The following is a 15127-nucleotide window of genomic DNA, read 5'->3' as shown; positions in this document are numbered from 1 at the left end:
CACAATTAATGGCCGAAACTTTATATATACGCCTAGGTAGCCAAGCCCAAGATGAAATATCTTGGTTGATATTCAATACGCTAGAGCAAGAAATTATTGCCAGTGGTGTATTAACCCATGCTGAGCAGTTAAGCGCATTAACCGAAAAAGCACAACAACGTATTGTTAAGGTCTTTGTACCCAGCTGTGACGTCTTATTAAAACGTTTAACCGTACCCACTAAGTCACACAGAGCAATGCTTTCTGCTGTGCCTTACATGTTAGAAGATGAGTTAGCACAAGATGTTGATGAGTTATTCTTTGCCTATGCCAATATTACTAATGATAACAGCGAACATAACTGCTTTGTTGCCATTACTCAACGTGCACAAATGTTATTGTGGCAGTCTTGGCTAGATGACGCCGGTATTAATACTAAAAGCATGCTGCCTGATGTATTGGCGATGCCTTATGTTGACGAGCAGTGGAGCGCTATTGCGCTACACCCTGAGCGTGTTTCATCGCAAGCGACTGTAACGGGACAGCGCTTAAGTGGGCAACATAAGCCAACGCAGATTATTATTCGCCAAGGTGCATGGCAAGGCTATGCACTTGATAGTGAAGCGTGGCAATTTACGCTACAAAATAGAATTGCTTTAGCCCAAGCGGCAGAAGACGTCAGTGACAAAAAAAATGCCGCTAAAAATGCGGTTAAAAGTGATGCGCAAAATAGTAGTCAAAGCAATGCTCAAAGCAATACAACGTCAGACAATATCTTAACGATTAATGCTTATTCAGCTTTACCCGCATTTGAATCAATCGATAAGCTTGATGCTAAAGACAGCAAGTCAGCGATTACCATAGTCAATGCAGGAGAAGAGCTACCGTTAGCCTTGTTTGCTCAACAGAGCAGTCAAAAACATAGCCAAGCGAGTACATTCAACTTATTGCAAGGCGAGTTTAAAGTAAAAGAGCGCCGCTCACCGCATATTAATAATTGGCTTTGGGCAGCAGGATTTGCTGTTTGTGCTTTATTGTTAAATGTGGGTTATAAAAGTGCACAGTTATTTCAACTCTCAGCACAACAAGCAGACATTGAAGCGCAAATTATTAAACAATATCAGCAAGCATTCCCTGGGGCTAAACGTGTTCGTATTGGCACAATAAAATCACAGCTTAGCCGAGAGTTATCAAGTTTGGGTAGTGCAACTGAGCAAGTTGGCTTTTTATCGATGTTGGCACAAGTACAACCCGCCTTTGCTAAAGTCCCGAGCTTAAAACCTGAGTCGTTAAAGTTTGACGGTAAAAGACAAGAGCTTAGGTTACAAGCCATTGCTGATGATTATCAGCACTTTGAACAATTTAAAAATGCATTAGCCTTAGCAAACGTTGAGGTAAAACAAGGTGCACAGAATAATCAGGGTGAGCAAGTAACTGGCTCCTTTAGTATTGTTAGCAAGGAAGGCTCGTAATGAATATCGCTTCACTTAAAACATGGTGGCAAGGGCTTAACTTACGTGAGCAACGTTTAGTGATGGGCGTTGGCGCAGTATGTTCACTTTTTTTACTGTATAGCCTCATTTGGCAACCTCTCAATGATAATGTTGCCAATGGCAAAACAAGACTTGAGAGCAGACAAGCGCTACTAACATGGGTAACAGAAAACACAGCACGTTATAAAAGCGCGAAATCAGTCGGTGGTGTAAAGCAAAGCAGTGGTAGTTTATCAAGTATCGTTAATCGCACGGCAGAGCGTCAACAACTGACCATTACACGTATGCAGCCTCAAGGTGAGATTTTACTGGTGTGGCTTGATAGTGTCCCATTTACCCAGTTACTACTCTGGTTAGAGAGCTTAGCGAATAATGAAGGGTTACAAGTGCAAGCTATTGACCTATCGCAAGGTGATAACCAAGGCGAAGTACGAGTGCGTCGTTTACAGCTAGGTAAGCACTAAGCGAGTACTCTTTTTAATTTTACGTGTTCCACTGAGTTAATCAGCAAGAAACAATCAATGAACAACCAAGACTGAGATAATCAATGAGAAATAAGATTGCCATGGGGATTATTTTTTTAATCGCTTATATTGGCTTTTTAATCGCAACATTACCCACTGCCTTTGTATTAAAGCATGTGACCTTACCTAAAAACGTGATGAATAGTATTTATCTATCGGGGGTGAGCGGCAGTGTTTGGCATACTCATATTAACCAAGCGATGATTAACGGTGCACCGATTGATAAAGTGGAAGCACGCGTCAGTTTTTGGTCTTTATTGAGTTTAACACCGAAGCTATCTATTACTTTTGGGGATTCATTTAAAGCAGGTCCTGAGGGTCAGTTTGACTTAGCACTGTCGTCAGATAAAGCGACATTAACAAACCTTAACTTATTAGTCAGTGCTAATGACGTTGCACAGCAACTACCACTGCCTTTACCGATGCTAGCGCAAGGTGATGTTAAGTTAACAGTATCATCAGCAGAAATTGACCTCACTAAAAACAACCAATGTATTAGTGCAACCGGTAATGGCGCGTGGTCGAAAGCCGGTATTACTGCATTAGATAAAACAGTGCCATTAGGTCAACTTAGCGCTGACATTAGCTGTGCAAACGGGGTATTAACCTTAGTGATGTCACCAAAAAATGATTTAGGCTTAACCTTTACCGCATCAGTTGGTCAAAATGGCAAAGCATCTGGCAAGGGATATTTAACACCAGGCCCTAAGTTTCCAGCCGCCCTTAACGACGCCTTACCTTTTTTAGGTACGCCAGATAGCCGTGGCCGCTACCGTTTAGTGTTTTAGTTTTTTCGTTAACTAGTACACAGGTCACCACCTTTGTCATTCCGTAGGTCATTTAATACGGAATCCCATGCATGTGGTTGAATAGTCGGTAGGATGGCGACTGAAGTCGCCCCTACATTCACCCTACATACGCCTTAACAAAAAACATTGTTAGGCAAAGGTGAACGACATCACCGTAGGGGCGAATTTATTCGCCTAATAATAAGAACAGGCGACATTCGTCGTCACTCCGTAGGTGTCTTAATACGGAATCCCATACGTGTAGTTGAATAGTTATTAAGCTACTAAATCTCAAAAATTATACGACTTAACACTTGAGATTTTGAATCAAGTTCAGAATGACGACAGTTCTCGTCATTCCTTACCTTTTTAGGTACGCCTGATAGCTGTGGTAGCTACCGTTTAGTTTTTTAGTTTGATTAGTGGCTCACTTTATAATTAAGTGAGCCACTATCTTTTATTTTTGTAGATCAAATGCTTACTCGCATTCTCTTCTGGATTGGCACTCAATTAATATTGATTAACTTGTTTTCTGCTTTCCCAAAATTATTTTGTTCAAATAAAACTGATAAATACGTATGTGTATTTATCAAGCTTAATCTTAAAGTAAATGATCAGGTTTTATACTCATTTATTCTCCTATCACGTTAATTATATTGATAATTTTAAGTCCATATTCTAAGAATATGATCCTAAGGTTATTAGTAACCCCTTGCGTTTACTAGTTGGCTGTATATAATGACAGTTGTGAATAAATACAGGTCTTTACCTCGAAAGGAAACGCTAATGCCAGCAGTAAGTGAATTAAAACCGTTAACTAATCGTCAAAAACAAATATTTGATTTGATTAAAGATAAAATTCAAGAAACAGGAATGCCACCAACTAGAGCCGAAATAGCAACTTTTTTTGGTTTTAAATCTGCGAATGCGGCGGAAGAACATTTAAAAGCATTAGCAAAGAAAGGCTATATTGAAATGTTGCCTGGCACATCTCGTGGAATACGTTTATCAGAGCAATTTATTGAAGAGGATGGACTTCCTATTATTGGTAGAGTTGCTGCGGGAGAACCTATTTTAGCTGAAGAACATGTTGAAGAACATTACAAAATGAGTGGTGATCTATTTCATCCTGTTGCTAACTATTTGTTGCGAGTGAATGGTGAAAGCATGAAAAATATTGGTATTTTAGATGGTGATTTATTAGCAGTACATCAAACGACTGACGTTCAAAATGGTCAAGTTATTGTTGCTAGAGTAGAAAACGAAGTAACAGTAAAACGTTTTAAACGTGATGGTAATATCGTCTATTTACAAGCCGAAAATGAAGACTTTGAACCGATCAAAGTGGATCTTAGTTCTCAAGATTTTCATGTTGAAGGACTTGCCGTTGGTGTTATTCGTAATGGCAATTGGATGTAGTTTTTATTTACTTATATTATCCTAAACTGTTACTACATCGTAATAGCAATTTGCATCAATATCATATCGCATTCTATTCCATAAACTAAGACATATCTCATGTTTGGTTATTAAGTAATCAATTGATTAGTATTGATTATATCAATAGCCAAAATTCCCCCAGACTATACTAGTCAAGCTGTAGAGAAAGCTTAGAGTAGTTACTCTATTGATTGTATTGCCTTTTATATAAATTATCATTTGACCTAGGTTAAGTTTTGAGCGATTCTAGAAGATGAATCGAACAAAGTATCTAGCAAGAAACTGAATAAGAATAAAAAAAAGACGTCAATGCGCTAATTCGATACCTAAACTTAATATTTACTATTGTGTAATTTGAGTTGGCAATTCTACGTCAGTTAATTTAATAAATTTCAAATTAAGTGCTTAATTAGAAAATAATAATAACTAAATTAACAGATCATCAGTTCAATGATTTTTGATGTACATTGCTGCTTTTCTGTTTTCTATTTTTATATTTTGTTTTAAAGAGTGAATTACATCACTTTTATTTAAAACAAAATAGATATTGATAGGGGAGAGGTTGAGTGAATAGAAGTAATCAACGTTGGTGGACGGAAATTTGTCTTGTTTGTCTAAGCTTATTTTCCAGTTCAGCTTGGTCAGATTCACAGTTAAATTTGACTAAAGGCGTAACGGCAGTTAGTAGGGAGGTGTATGATTTACATATGCTAGCACTCTACATATGTACTGGTATTGGGGTTGTTGTTTTTGGGGCGATGTTTTGGTCGATGATCTTCCATCGTAAATCAAAAGGAGCAAAAGCTGCTGATTTTCATGAAAGTACCAAAGTAGAAATACTCTGGACGGCAATTCCGGTCGTTATTCTTATCGCAATGGCTGTTCCTGCGACTAGTACCTTGATTGACATGGAAAATAATGATAATTCTGATGTTACTATTCAAGTTACAGGCTCGCAGTGGAAATGGCATTATAAATACTTTGATCAAAATATTGAATATTACTCCGTATTATCAACCCCGCGGGAACAATATGAAAATCAAAACGGTAGCTTTAATGGTAATGGTGCTCCAAAAGGAAAAGATTACTTACTTGAAGTCGATAAACCTCTAGTTATTCCCGCAAATAAAAAAGTTCGTTTTTTAATTACTTCTGATGATGTTATCCATTCTTGGTGGGTTCCTGCCTTTGCTGTTAAACAAGACGCTAATCCAGGTTTTATTAATGAAGCCTGGACTAATGTCGACGAGCCTGGAATTTATCGCGGTCAATGTGCAGAGCTTTGTGGTAAAGATCATGGCTTTATGCCGATTGTGGTCGAAGTTAAATCTAGCGAAGATTATGATCAATGGTTGGATGAACAACAGGCATTGACTGCCCAAGCTGAAAATGCAGAAAAAGCCTCGTTAAGTTCGTCTATGAGTAAAGAAGAATTAATGCAGCTAGGTGAAACTGTTTATCTAGCTCATTGTGCTGCATGTCATCAGCCTACAGGTTTAGGCTTACCTCCTACATTTCCAGCACTTAAAGGGAGTGCTGTTGCTACTCAAGGCTCTATTGGAGAGCATTTAGCTTTAGTCATTAACGGCAGAGGTATGATGCCTCCGTTTGGTAAACAACTCAGTTTAAAAGAAATCGCAGCGGTTACTACATTTGAGCGTAATGCTTGGGGTAATGAAACGGGCGATTTAGTACAAAGCTCAGATGTTAAAGCGGCAAGCGAGGAGTAAGAGATGACAACACATACAATAGATGAATCGCTTGATGATGCGCATCATGATCATAAAATGAAAGGTCTTAAGCGATGGTTATATACGACAAACCATAAAGATATAGGGACTCTCTATTTATGGTTTTCTTTTATCATGTTATTAACTGGCGGTGCTTTAGCTATGGTGATCCGTGCTGAGTTATTTCAGCCAGGTTTACAAATAGTTGAACCAGATTTCTTTAACCAGCTAACTACCGTTCATGGCCTAATAATGGTTTTTGGTGCCATAATGCCGGCATTTACCGGTTTTGCTAACTGGATGTTACCAATGATGATCGGTGCGCCGGATATGGCATTACCGCGGATGAATAACTGGAGCTTTTGGATTCTTCCTTTTGCATTTGCCATTCTTCTTAGTTCATTTTTCATGGAAAGCGGTGCGCCCAATTTTGGTTGGACATTTTATGCGCCTTTATCGACAACATATTCAAATGGTAGCACGGCATTTTTTGTTTTTGCTGTTCACATCATGGGTATATCTTCAATAATGGGGGCAATTAATATTGTTGTTACTATTATGAATATGCGTGCACCGGGTATGACCTATATGAAAATGCCATTATTTGTTTGGACATTTTTCATTATGGCTTATTTACTCATTGCTGTAATGCCGGTGTTAGCGGGTGTTGTTACTATGGTATTGACTGATACTTATTTCGGAACCAGTTTCTTTAATGCTGCTGGGGGCGGTGATCCTGTCATGTTCCAGCATATTTTTTGGTTTTTTGGACACCCTGAAGTTTACATTATGATTTTGCCAGCATTTGGAATTGTTTCAACTATTATTCCTGCCTTTGCTCGTAAAAAGTTATTCGGTTATAGCTCTATGGTGTATGCCACTGGCTCAATTGCACTGTTGTCATTCATTGTTTGGGCGCACCATATGTTCACTACAGGTATGCCTTTATTTGGTGAGCTGTTCTTTATGTATTGCACTATGCTAATTGCAGTGCCTACAGGTGTGAAAGTATTTAACTGGGTCGCAACAATGTGGCGTGGTTCAATGACTTTTGAAGTACCTATGTTGTTCTCAATTGCCTTTGTTATCTTGTTTACTATTGGTGGGTTTTCTGGCCTCATGTTGGCATTAACTCCTGTAGATTTTCAATACCACGATACTTATTTTGTTGTCGCGCATTTCCACTATGTACTTGTAACCGGTTCATTATTCTCTATTTATGCTGGAGCGTATTTTTGGTTACCTAAGTGGACAGGGCACATGTATAGCGACTCCCTTTCTAAATGGCATTTCTGGTGTTCATTAATTTCAGTCAATCTACTCTTCTTCCCAATGCACTTTTTAGGTTTAGCTGGCATGCCTAGACGTATTCCGGATTATGCATTGCAATTTGCTGATTTTAATAAATGGGTCAGCATTGGTGGTTTTGCTTTTGGTTTATCACAATTGATTTTCTTAGCCGTTGTTATTAAGTGTATTCGAGGTGGAGATAAGGCACCAGCAAAACCGTGGGATGGCGCAGAGGGGTTAGAATGGACCGTGGCAAGCCCTGCTCCATATCATACCTTTAGTACTCCGCCTAAGGTGGATTAGTTATGAGCAAAAATACAGAGCAAAAACCGGTTAAACCGAATAACAGTAAAGTTATTAAAAAGTTAGTATTCATGGTATTTGCTATGTTTGGTTTCGGGTTTGCACTTGTGCCTTTGTATGATGTTTTTTGTGATATTACGGGCTTAAACGGTAAGACCAATGATGTAGCCGTAGTTTATTCTGATAATGGTATTGATACGTCACGTACAATAAAGGTGCAATTTATTACTCGAATGGCGAAAGGGATTCCTTGGCAATTCGAACCTATGATTAATGAAATATCTGTACACCCAGGTGAGATGAAATTTGTTAATTTTTTTGCTAAAAATGAAGCGAATCATGATATTACTGGGCAAGCAGTCCCTTCTGTTTCGCCAGGCTTAGCCGCTGGATATTTTCAAAAAATAGAATGTTTTTGTTTTGAGCGGCAACCATTAAAAAGTGGTGAGGAAGTCGAGATGGGTTTACAGTTTTATGTTGATATTGATTTGCCTGTGGATATTCACACCCTGACATTATCATACACTTTGTATGATATTACTGAAAAAAAAGACTCATAAACTATTTATCACGCTTATAAATATTATGAGTAAAGAGGTAATAAAAATGACAACCAAAGAATATGAAAGTTATTACGTACCATCACAAAGCCATTGGCCAATTGTAGGTGCAGTTGCATTATTTATGATTGCTGTCGGTGCTGCTAATTATGTTACTGATATTAAAAATGAAGTTAGTGGTTATGGCGGTTATTTACTACTAGCGGGAATTGCTTTAGTAATTTATATGGTAGTTGGTTGGTTTAGTAATGTTATTAATGAATCGATGGCTGGAAAGTACAGTCGCCAAATGGATAATTCATTTCGGCAAGGAATGAGTTGGTTTATTTTTTCTGAAGTTATGTTCTTCGCCGCCTTTTTTGGAGCATTATTGTACGCACGTATTTTTTCTATACCTTGGCTAGATGGTGCTGGAAATAATGCGGAAACAGCGGCTGTTTTATGGCCAGAGTTTACTGCTAGTTGGCCACTAATTAAAACACCTGGAGGCACTGAAACTACTGCTATGGGATGGTATGGATTACCATTAATTAATACTATCTTATTATTAACTTCTTCCATTACCGCGCATTTTGCCCATGTTGCGTTAGAAAAAAATAAGCGATCACAACTAAAAGCTTGGTTAGGATTTACTATTATTTTAGGTTTGACCTTTATTAGTCTGCAAGTTTTAGAGTATTCCCATGGTTATTCTGAAGAAATGCAACTGTATTTAACAAGTGGGATCTACGGTAATACCTTTTACATGTTAACTGGGTTTCATGGTTTACATGTAACGCTAGGCTGCATTATGTTAATTGTTATGTTCTTTAGAGTGTTAAAAGGACATTTTACACCTGAAAATCATTTTGCATTTCAGGCAACAAGTTGGTACTGGCATTTTGTTGACGTAGTGTGGGTACTACTTTTTCTCTTCGTCTACATTTTGTGATGTTAAATACTTTGCTAAATCGGTAATAACTGCATTGAAGGTACTCATTGACTGGCGTCAACTTCGTGCCTTCGCTTTGTTCTAACGGATTTATCTTAGTATTTACCTATCAAAAAATATAAAAACATAAACTTTAATAAGGTCTTGGGTTTGGTGTAATTAGACCGGTGAGTAACCCTATTAGTATCAAAACCACTATGGCTACGGAGACCATTAATCTCCGGCCAATGTATTTAGTCATAGAAGGTTGGTTTGGATCAGGCTTTTTATTCATAATAAATAAAGCACGAAATAGGTTGTAAACCATGAATAGCATAAGTGTGATAATAATAATTTTAAATAACATACACTCAATATCCTAAGTATTAACTTGTTGTAAGGATTTTATTTTTGATGCCAAGTAGTACACCTTTAAGTCTTGATCAAAAGCGATCAAATTATTTTAGTAAGCATAATTTACTTTGGCTAGTGTTTACTTTGCTTGTTTTTTCAACATTAGTAAAGCTTGGCTTTTGGCAAATTAGTAGGGCATTAGAAAAAGAACAGCGATTAGCACAGATTGAAAATCTAAGCGCTCAAAAACCAATCTCACTAAGTCAGGTTTTAACCCTCTCAAATAATGGAAGTTCTTTAAATAAAATCAACGATTTCCCCGTATACATCGAAGGAAGCTTTGATGAAGGACAAGTATTCTTATTAGATAACCAAGTGAGTAAAGGGCGTTTAGGGTATCGGGTATACCAAGTAGCAGAAACAAGTAAACACGCAGTATTGGTAAGTCTTGGTTGGGTACAAGGATCAATAAATAGGCAAGAAATACCGAATGTATCAGCCTTGAGTGGGCAATATAAATTTAAAGGGCATATTCGTTTAATAGAAGTTGGTATTCAATTACAAGAGCAATCATTTTCTAACGCAAGTTGGCCCCTAAGGGTACAACAAATTGAATTGGATAAGTTTTCATCTTTAATCAATCGTGAGCTATTACCTTTTGTTGTTTATTTAGATAAAGATGAGCAAATAGGCTTTGAAAAGAACTGGCAGCCTATAGTAATGCCACCAGAAAAACATCGTGCTTATGCTTTTCAGTGGTTTAGTTTGGCGATAGCTTGGTTTCTTTTGATGTTATGGGCTAAGTTTAATGTAAGTAAGGGTAATAATAACAATAATAGTAAGGCGAAGTAGTATGAACTCAGTGCAGGATGAAGTGTCAGTTGCTCAAGAGGCAACCATCAAAAAAAGTAATCGTCGAAGTTTTTTATTAATGATTGTTGTTTTTGTTTTGCCCGTTATATTGGCTAAGCTTGCTTTAGATGGTGAGTGGTTGGCAAAAAGTGTAACTAATAAAGGGACTTTGTTAACTGATGAGTTAACGCTCGATAAATTAGGAATCGATAACTCAGCGTTTGAACATCAGTGGCTAATTCTTTATAACCTTCCTCAAAACTGCGAGGAAAACTGTCAACATACCTTAGAGTCTGTTCATAATACCTATGTGGCATTAGGTAAATATATGCCTAGAGTAACTCCCGTTGCTTTATATCAGACCGTGCTGTCAAATGATCAACTTCAACATCTTTCACAAAGTAAATGGCAGCTAGTGGCAACACCAAGTAAAGCACAAGCGTTTATTACTGAGTCAAAAGTATGGTTGGTTGACCCCCTTGGTAATGTTTTTATGAGCCATGAAATACCTAACGAAGCTGAACAATTACCGCATTTTGGTAAACAGATTTTAGCGGATATGAAAAAGATTCTTAAATATTCAAAGGTTGGTTAGTATGAAGAATATAGCATTGGATAACCAACACAACAATCTACTTAGAAAGTTAGTTTTTCTAAGTATTTTGCTAGCGTTTGTTGTTATTGCTTTAGGTGCTTATACAAGATTAACGCATGCAGGATTAGGCTGCCCAGACTGGCCGACTTGTTATGGTCAACTTGATGTACCTAAAACGGCAGAACAAATTGCGAAAGCTGAATTAGCGTTTCCTGAACGCCCGGTTGAGCCTCACAAAGCATGGAATGAAATGATTCACCGGTATTTTGCAGGAGCATTAGGCTTATTGATTCTAGCTATCGCTTTTTTGTCGTTTAAAAACCGTCATCACAAAACACCTTTTCGCCTGCCTTTACTTATTTTAGCGGTTGTTATTTTTCAAGCGGCACTAGGAATGTGGACAGTAACCATGATGCTAATGCCAATTGTGGTTATGGCTCACTTGCTTGGTGGTTTTACTACCTTGTGTTTACTATTTTTATTGTATTTACGTTTACGCAAAACTCAAATAAGTGTCAGTGAGGTATCAGTAAAGAAATATAGTGGTTTCGCTTTACTTGGTATTGTTGTTTTAGTTGGGCAAATAGGGTTAGGAGGTTGGACGTCATCTCATTATGCTGCGTTAAGTTGTGTCGAATTACCGATTTGTCAGCCTGGTTGGCAAGAACAACTGACTTTTGAAGACTCTTTTGACTTAGTACCTCCTGCAAGGGAAAGTTATGAGTTTGGTCACCTACCTCATAATGAACGTGTCACTATACATGTGACGCATCGCTTTGGGGCTATTATTACTACGGTGTATTTAACTTGGCTGATGGTAATGATTTACCTTAGGTCTAAAACTAATGTCCTTAAAGTGTCAACATTACTGGTAGGTGTCGCTTTAACTAGCCAAATTTTACTTGGAATTTCTAATATTGTGTTCTCATTACCGCTTGGTATTGCTGTTGCGCATAATGTTGTAGCAGCCTGCTTAATGTTAACGCTTATTAATTTAACTTATCGCTTATACCGAAAAGTATAAGGTAAGGAGATATAATGTCTGATGAAGTGCTCAATGATACAAAAATTCCTACGATAACGATTCCTAGGTGGCGAGCTTATTATGATATTACTAAGCCAAAAGTAGTCGCTTTGTTAGTATTGACTGCTTTAGTTGGCATGAGTTTATCTGTACCTGGAGGTTTACCTTGGCAACTATTGTTACCAGCCATGTTAGGGATCGCGCTATTGTCATCTGCAGCGGCTGCCATTAATCACATTGTTGATGAAAAAATTGATGCTATCATGGGAAGAACGCATAACCGACCCTTACCTGAAGGGCGAATTACCACTAACAATGCAATCGTGTTTGCCTTTAGCATAGCCTTATTGGGGTTTGTTTTACTCTACGGGTTAGTTAACCCATTAACTGCTTATTTAACATTATCAGGGTTGGTGGGTTATAGTTTTGTTTATACTCTATATTTGAAGCGTGCAACTCCACAAAACATTACTATTGGTGGTCTCGCTGGTGCCATCCCGCCGTTACTAGGTTGGACAGCTATGACAAATGAGATTCATCCACATGCACTATTATTGGTTTTATTAGTTTTTACTTGGACACCACCGCACTTTTGGGCACTGGCCATTCATCGTAAAGATGAATATGCGAAAGTGAATATACCAATGTTACCTGTGACGCATGGTGTTAGTTTTACTAAAACCCAAATTTTACTTTATACCGTGCTGTTGTTTATTGTTGGTTTGTTACCTTATTTAGTTGGCATGAGTAATTGGTTATACTTAATTGGTGCTGTAGTACTTAATGGTATCTTCTTTGCTTATGCGTGGAAGCTTAAATTTAATGCTGATGAAAATACGGCTATGGATACATTCAAGTTCTCGATCATCCACTTGATGCTACTCTTTATTATTCTATTACTTGATCATTATTTATTGCCAGTAGGCTAGAGAAATTAAAGTATGAAAAATTATATAATCTATATTGGCGGCTTTATTGCGGCCGTTATTGGAGTCTTGGCGTTTAAACAAATCAATAATGTAGAGCAACCCGAACATGCTTTATATTATCAACAGCCTAGAGAAATTAAGCCGTTTGAGTTAACGGATCACACTGGTCAGTTATTTACTAAAGCTCAATTAAAAGATAAGTGGTCATTAGTATTTTTAGGCTATACGTCTTGTCCCGATATTTGTCCTACTACATTACAGAATTTAGGTTTCATTTATGATGATTTAAAAGCGATAGCAAACAACAGCCAAGTATTGTTAGTAACTGTTGATCCGAATAGAGATACTCAAGAAAAATTAAACCAATATATACCTTATTTTAACAATGAATTCATTGCACTAAGGGGAGAGCATAGTGCTCTATTTCCTTTCGCACGTAATCTAGGTTTAATGTACGCTATTAGCGATGAAGGGGAAGGCTATTTGGTCGATCATAGCGCTTCAATAGTGCTTATCAACCCTGACGGAAACATCACTTCTATATTTAAGCCTGAGCAAGAAGTTGGCAAAGTACCGGCCATTGATAGTGAGAAATTACTTAGCGACTATCAAAAAATAGTCGCACTTTATTAAAGTCCGTACCAGGCTCCGCCTTTTTGTAAAATAAACCATGGTTTCGAGTACCAATAGTATTGCCCTGGGTTATTTATACTCGCGGCGGTACAATTACAGCGTACGCGGCCCACGGGCAAGTCTCCGTTAAAGTTGATGGTAAAGCTATTATCACCTTGCCATTCTACTTTTTGTTTACCTAAACCAGAAATATAACAGTTTAAGCCAGATTTATAAAAATCATCAGTCTCAATGGTAAAAGTGACTTGTGAAATTTGTTTGTGCTCAAAGATAGTTTCAGCCTCTTTGCCTTCTAATTTAATAGTAAAGGGCAACGAATTAAGTTTATCTCTTAACGCTGATATTTCATCGTAAGGCATTGAAGCAGGAAAGCGCGGTATACTGGTTAAATCTGTATCTAAACCAACAGCACCAGATTGTTGTGAAAAGGCAACAAAATCATTCTCTTTAGCCCAATTTTGTACAGCGGGACTATACTCACCATAAGGGTATGCATAATACCGCCAACTTTGGCCTGTTTTATCTTCAATTATTGCCTCAGCTTTTAACAGTAGTTTAGTTTGTTCAGCTAGCCATTGAGTTTGTGTAACCTCATCTGGAACTCTGGTCATGGAATCGTGAGTAAAACCGTGATTGGCAATAATAACTCCTTCATCACCTAAGGCTTTAAGTTGGTCCCATGAGAGATAAGAAGATGAACTTTGGGTAATAACACTTGGGTTAACAAAAATAGTGTAAGGGTAATTAAATTTATCAAGTAATGGTTTAGCTTTCGTTAAGATATCAAGGTAAGCATCATCAAATGTAATGGTTACTGTTTTATCTTTTAACGGTTGTTGGCTTTTAATCTTCTCTATCATTTGCGATAAAGGAATAACATTGAAACTATGCTCTTGCAGGTATTTTAAGTGCACCTTAAACTGAGCGGGAGTAATACTGGTACTTTTAGGGGTGGTTTCACTAACATGATGGTATTGTAAAATAACAGCACCAAAGCTAGTTGAGTGAAAAAGTAATAACAATAAGGTGATAAAATTAAGTTTCATGAGGTGTCTCTTGTCGCACTGATAACCTAAAATACCGTTTTTTTACCGAAATGACTAGTAATAGACTACTTAAGCATTTTTTTGCGTAAAAAATAGTATTATTTTTGCTAACAACCAACCAAACGTAAGCCCTATAGTATTAGCTAATAAATCTAACCACTCAGCATAGCGGTTAACGTAAGGCTGAATTAATTCAATTACACCGCTAAATGTAATAAAGCTAAGAACAAAATATAAAGAATATTTAGGGTGTCTTAACGCTGCGGGTAAAGCTAATGCAGCATAAGCAATAAAATGATGTGCTTTATCAGTACCTGGTACGCTAGGTAAGTAAGATGCTGGCCAAAGTGACAATGTGGTAATAGCTATAACTAGCGTTATTGTAATATGACACCAGTATTTCTGAATAAGGTGGAGCATTAATAAAATTCTTTATTTTTACGTTTATTTAGAATATTAAACCATCGATTAGCAAAAATACCTAAATACCCCCAGGCAGTTATTATACAGCCCAAAGCGATAATGATAAGACCGACAACCTGCCATAAGTGGTGGTAATAATAACCGATAGCAATAAATAACAAACCTACGCTAAAAAGGCCAAGTCCACGTAAAAAAATAGATAGACTACGTGCTGGGTTTTGACCTAATTTAGCTATTAAATTATTCATAAACTA

17 protein-coding genes are annotated in these 15127 nt (G+C 37.4%); 13 read left to right on the top strand and 4 right to left on the bottom strand.

Annotation, left to right across the window (positions count from 1 at the left end):
- Positions 1–8: 8 nt before the first annotated feature.
- The 8 genes from gspL (at position 9) to GQS55_RS18640 (ending at position 9038) form a co-directional block, all read left to right on the top strand.
- Positions 9–1451: a type II secretion system protein GspL gene (gspL, locus tag GQS55_RS18675; RefSeq protein WP_159821365.1), complete on the top strand. Its 1443-nt coding sequence runs from the start codon at positions 9–11 to the stop codon at positions 1449–1451.
- Entirely contained in the window at positions 1451–1936 is a 486-nt protein-coding gene (gene gspM, locus GQS55_RS18670) for a type II secretion system protein GspM (RefSeq protein ID WP_159821366.1), read from the top strand. Before gspL ends, gspM begins: the two co-directional genes overlap by 1 nt.
- Before the next feature lie 83 nt (positions 1937–2019).
- Complete coding sequence (locus GQS55_RS18665; protein WP_159821367.1) at positions 2020–2784, top strand: type II secretion system protein N; 765 nt, start codon at positions 2020–2022, stop codon at positions 2782–2784.
- Between the two features lie 786 nt (positions 2785–3570).
- Positions 3571–4203, top strand: coding sequence for a transcriptional repressor LexA (gene lexA, locus GQS55_RS18660; protein WP_159822042.1), 633 nt, complete (start codon positions 3571–3573; stop codon positions 4201–4203).
- Positions 4204–4790: 587 nt separating this feature from the next.
- Positions 4791–5954, top strand: a complete 1164-nt coding sequence (gene coxB / locus GQS55_RS18655) for a cytochrome c oxidase subunit II (protein WP_236559699.1) — start codon at positions 4791–4793, stop codon at positions 5952–5954.
- A gap of 3 nt (positions 5955–5957) precedes the next feature.
- On the top strand, positions 5958–7547 hold the full coding sequence (ctaD, locus tag GQS55_RS18650; protein WP_159822040.1) for a cytochrome c oxidase subunit I: 1590 nt from the start codon (positions 5958–5960) through the stop codon (positions 7545–7547).
- A 2-nt stretch (positions 7548–7549) separates the two neighbouring features.
- The gene (locus GQS55_RS18645; protein ID WP_159822038.1) at positions 7550–8107 is read left to right on the top strand and encodes a cytochrome c oxidase assembly protein; all 558 of its coding nucleotides are present in this window, start codon (positions 7550–7552) and stop codon (positions 8105–8107) included.
- 46 nt (positions 8108–8153) lie between these two features.
- Entirely contained in the window at positions 8154–9038 is an 885-nt protein-coding gene (locus GQS55_RS18640; protein ID WP_159822036.1) for a cytochrome c oxidase subunit 3, read from the top strand.
- A 133-nt stretch (positions 9039–9171) separates the two neighbouring features.
- Here the strand turns inward: GQS55_RS18640 and GQS55_RS18635 are convergent, their stop codons facing one another.
- On the bottom strand, positions 9172–9384 hold the full coding sequence (locus GQS55_RS18635) for a DUF2909 domain-containing protein (RefSeq protein WP_159822034.1): 213 nt from the start codon (positions 9382–9384) through the stop codon (positions 9172–9174).
- 47 nt (positions 9385–9431) lie between these two features.
- On the opposite strand from GQS55_RS18635, the gene GQS55_RS18630 reads away from it, so the two are divergent.
- The 5 genes from GQS55_RS18630 to GQS55_RS18610 are packed head-to-tail and all read left to right on the top strand — an operon-like array spanning position 9432 to position 13404.
- On the top strand, positions 9432–10223 hold the full coding sequence (locus GQS55_RS18630; RefSeq protein ID WP_159822032.1) for an SURF1 family protein: 792 nt from the start codon (positions 9432–9434) through the stop codon (positions 10221–10223).
- 1 nt (position 10224) lies between these two features.
- Positions 10225–10818 carry a hypothetical protein gene (locus tag GQS55_RS18625; protein WP_159822030.1) on the top strand — a complete coding sequence of 198 codons (594 nt, stop codon included), beginning with the start codon at positions 10225–10227 and terminating at the stop codon, positions 10816–10818.
- Position 10819: 1 nt separating this feature from the next.
- Entirely contained in the window at positions 10820–11842 is a 1023-nt protein-coding gene (locus GQS55_RS18620) for a COX15/CtaA family protein (RefSeq protein WP_159822028.1), read from the top strand.
- A 14-nt stretch (positions 11843–11856) separates the two neighbouring features.
- Positions 11857–12771: a heme o synthase gene (cyoE, locus tag GQS55_RS18615; RefSeq protein WP_159822026.1), complete on the top strand. Its 915-nt coding sequence runs from the start codon at positions 11857–11859 to the stop codon at positions 12769–12771.
- Positions 12772–12783: 12 nt separating this feature from the next.
- Positions 12784–13404: an SCO family protein gene (locus tag GQS55_RS18610; protein WP_159822024.1), complete on the top strand. Its 621-nt coding sequence runs from the start codon at positions 12784–12786 to the stop codon at positions 13402–13404.
- Here GQS55_RS18610 and GQS55_RS18605 read toward each other — a convergent pair.
- The 3 genes from GQS55_RS18605 to GQS55_RS18595 all read right to left on the bottom strand — a co-directional run bounded on the left by GQS55_RS18605 (position 13401) and on the right by GQS55_RS18595 (position 15121).
- Positions 13401–14450 (bottom strand): polysaccharide deacetylase family protein, encoded by a 1050-nt coding sequence (locus GQS55_RS18605; protein ID WP_159822022.1) that lies wholly within the window; start codon positions 14448–14450, stop codon positions 13401–13403. The two genes, GQS55_RS18610 and GQS55_RS18605, sit on opposite strands and share 4 nt — an antisense overlap.
- Positions 14451–14519: 69 nt before the next feature.
- Entirely contained in the window at positions 14520–14870 is a 351-nt protein-coding gene (locus GQS55_RS18600) for a VanZ family protein (RefSeq protein WP_236559698.1), read from the bottom strand.
- On the bottom strand, positions 14870–15121 hold the full coding sequence (locus tag GQS55_RS18595) for a hypothetical protein (protein ID WP_159822020.1): 252 nt from the start codon (positions 15119–15121) through the stop codon (positions 14870–14872). Before GQS55_RS18595 ends, GQS55_RS18600 begins: the two co-directional genes overlap by 1 nt.
- Positions 15122–15127: the final 6 nt, after the last annotated feature.

Origin of the sequence: Colwellia sp. 20A7 (assembly GCF_009832865.1) — a bacterium.
GTDB lineage: Bacteria > Pseudomonadota > Gammaproteobacteria > Enterobacterales > Alteromonadaceae > Colwellia.
The sequence above is the reverse complement of the archived record's forward strand: the minus strand, read 5'-3'. Positions and strand labels throughout refer to the sequence as shown.

Excerpts from the sequence above, each read along its gene's own strand:
- gspL (WP_159821365.1), top strand. The coding sequence starts at position 9 with ATGGCCGAAACTTTATATATACGCCTAGGTAGCCAAGCCCAAGATGAA.
- gspM (WP_159821366.1), top strand. The coding sequence starts at position 1,451 with ATGAATATCGCTTCACTTAAAACATGGTGGCAAGGGCTTAACTTACGT.
- GQS55_RS18665 (WP_159821367.1), top strand. The coding sequence starts at position 2,020 with ATGAGAAATAAGATTGCCATGGGGATTATTTTTTTAATCGCTTATATT.
- lexA (WP_159822042.1), top strand. The coding sequence starts at position 3,571 with ATGCCAGCAGTAAGTGAATTAAAACCGTTAACTAATCGTCAAAAACAA.
- ctaD (WP_159822040.1), top strand. The coding sequence starts at position 5,958 with ATGACAACACATACAATAGATGAATCGCTTGATGATGCGCATCATGAT.
- GQS55_RS18645 (WP_159822038.1), top strand. The coding sequence starts at position 7,550 with ATGAGCAAAAATACAGAGCAAAAACCGGTTAAACCGAATAACAGTAAA.
- GQS55_RS18640 (WP_159822036.1), top strand. The coding sequence starts at position 8,154 with ATGACAACCAAAGAATATGAAAGTTATTACGTACCATCACAAAGCCAT.
- GQS55_RS18635 (WP_159822034.1), bottom strand. The coding sequence starts at position 9,384 with ATGTTATTTAAAATTATTATTATCACACTTATGCTATTCATGGTTTAC.
- GQS55_RS18630 (WP_159822032.1), top strand. The coding sequence starts at position 9,432 with ATGCCAAGTAGTACACCTTTAAGTCTTGATCAAAAGCGATCAAATTAT.
- GQS55_RS18625 (WP_159822030.1), top strand. The coding sequence starts at position 10,225 with ATGAACTCAGTGCAGGATGAAGTGTCAGTTGCTCAAGAGGCAACCATC.
- GQS55_RS18620 (WP_159822028.1), top strand. The coding sequence starts at position 10,820 with ATGAAGAATATAGCATTGGATAACCAACACAACAATCTACTTAGAAAG.
- cyoE (WP_159822026.1), top strand. The coding sequence starts at position 11,857 with ATGTCTGATGAAGTGCTCAATGATACAAAAATTCCTACGATAACGATT.
- GQS55_RS18610 (WP_159822024.1), top strand. The coding sequence starts at position 12,784 with ATGAAAAATTATATAATCTATATTGGCGGCTTTATTGCGGCCGTTATT.
- GQS55_RS18605 (WP_159822022.1), bottom strand. The coding sequence starts at position 14,450 with ATGAAACTTAATTTTATCACCTTATTGTTATTACTTTTTCACTCAACT.
- GQS55_RS18600 (WP_236559698.1), bottom strand. The coding sequence starts at position 14,870 with ATGCTCCACCTTATTCAGAAATACTGGTGTCATATTACAATAACGCTA.
- GQS55_RS18595 (WP_159822020.1), bottom strand. The coding sequence starts at position 15,121 with ATGAATAATTTAATAGCTAAATTAGGTCAAAACCCAGCACGTAGTCTA.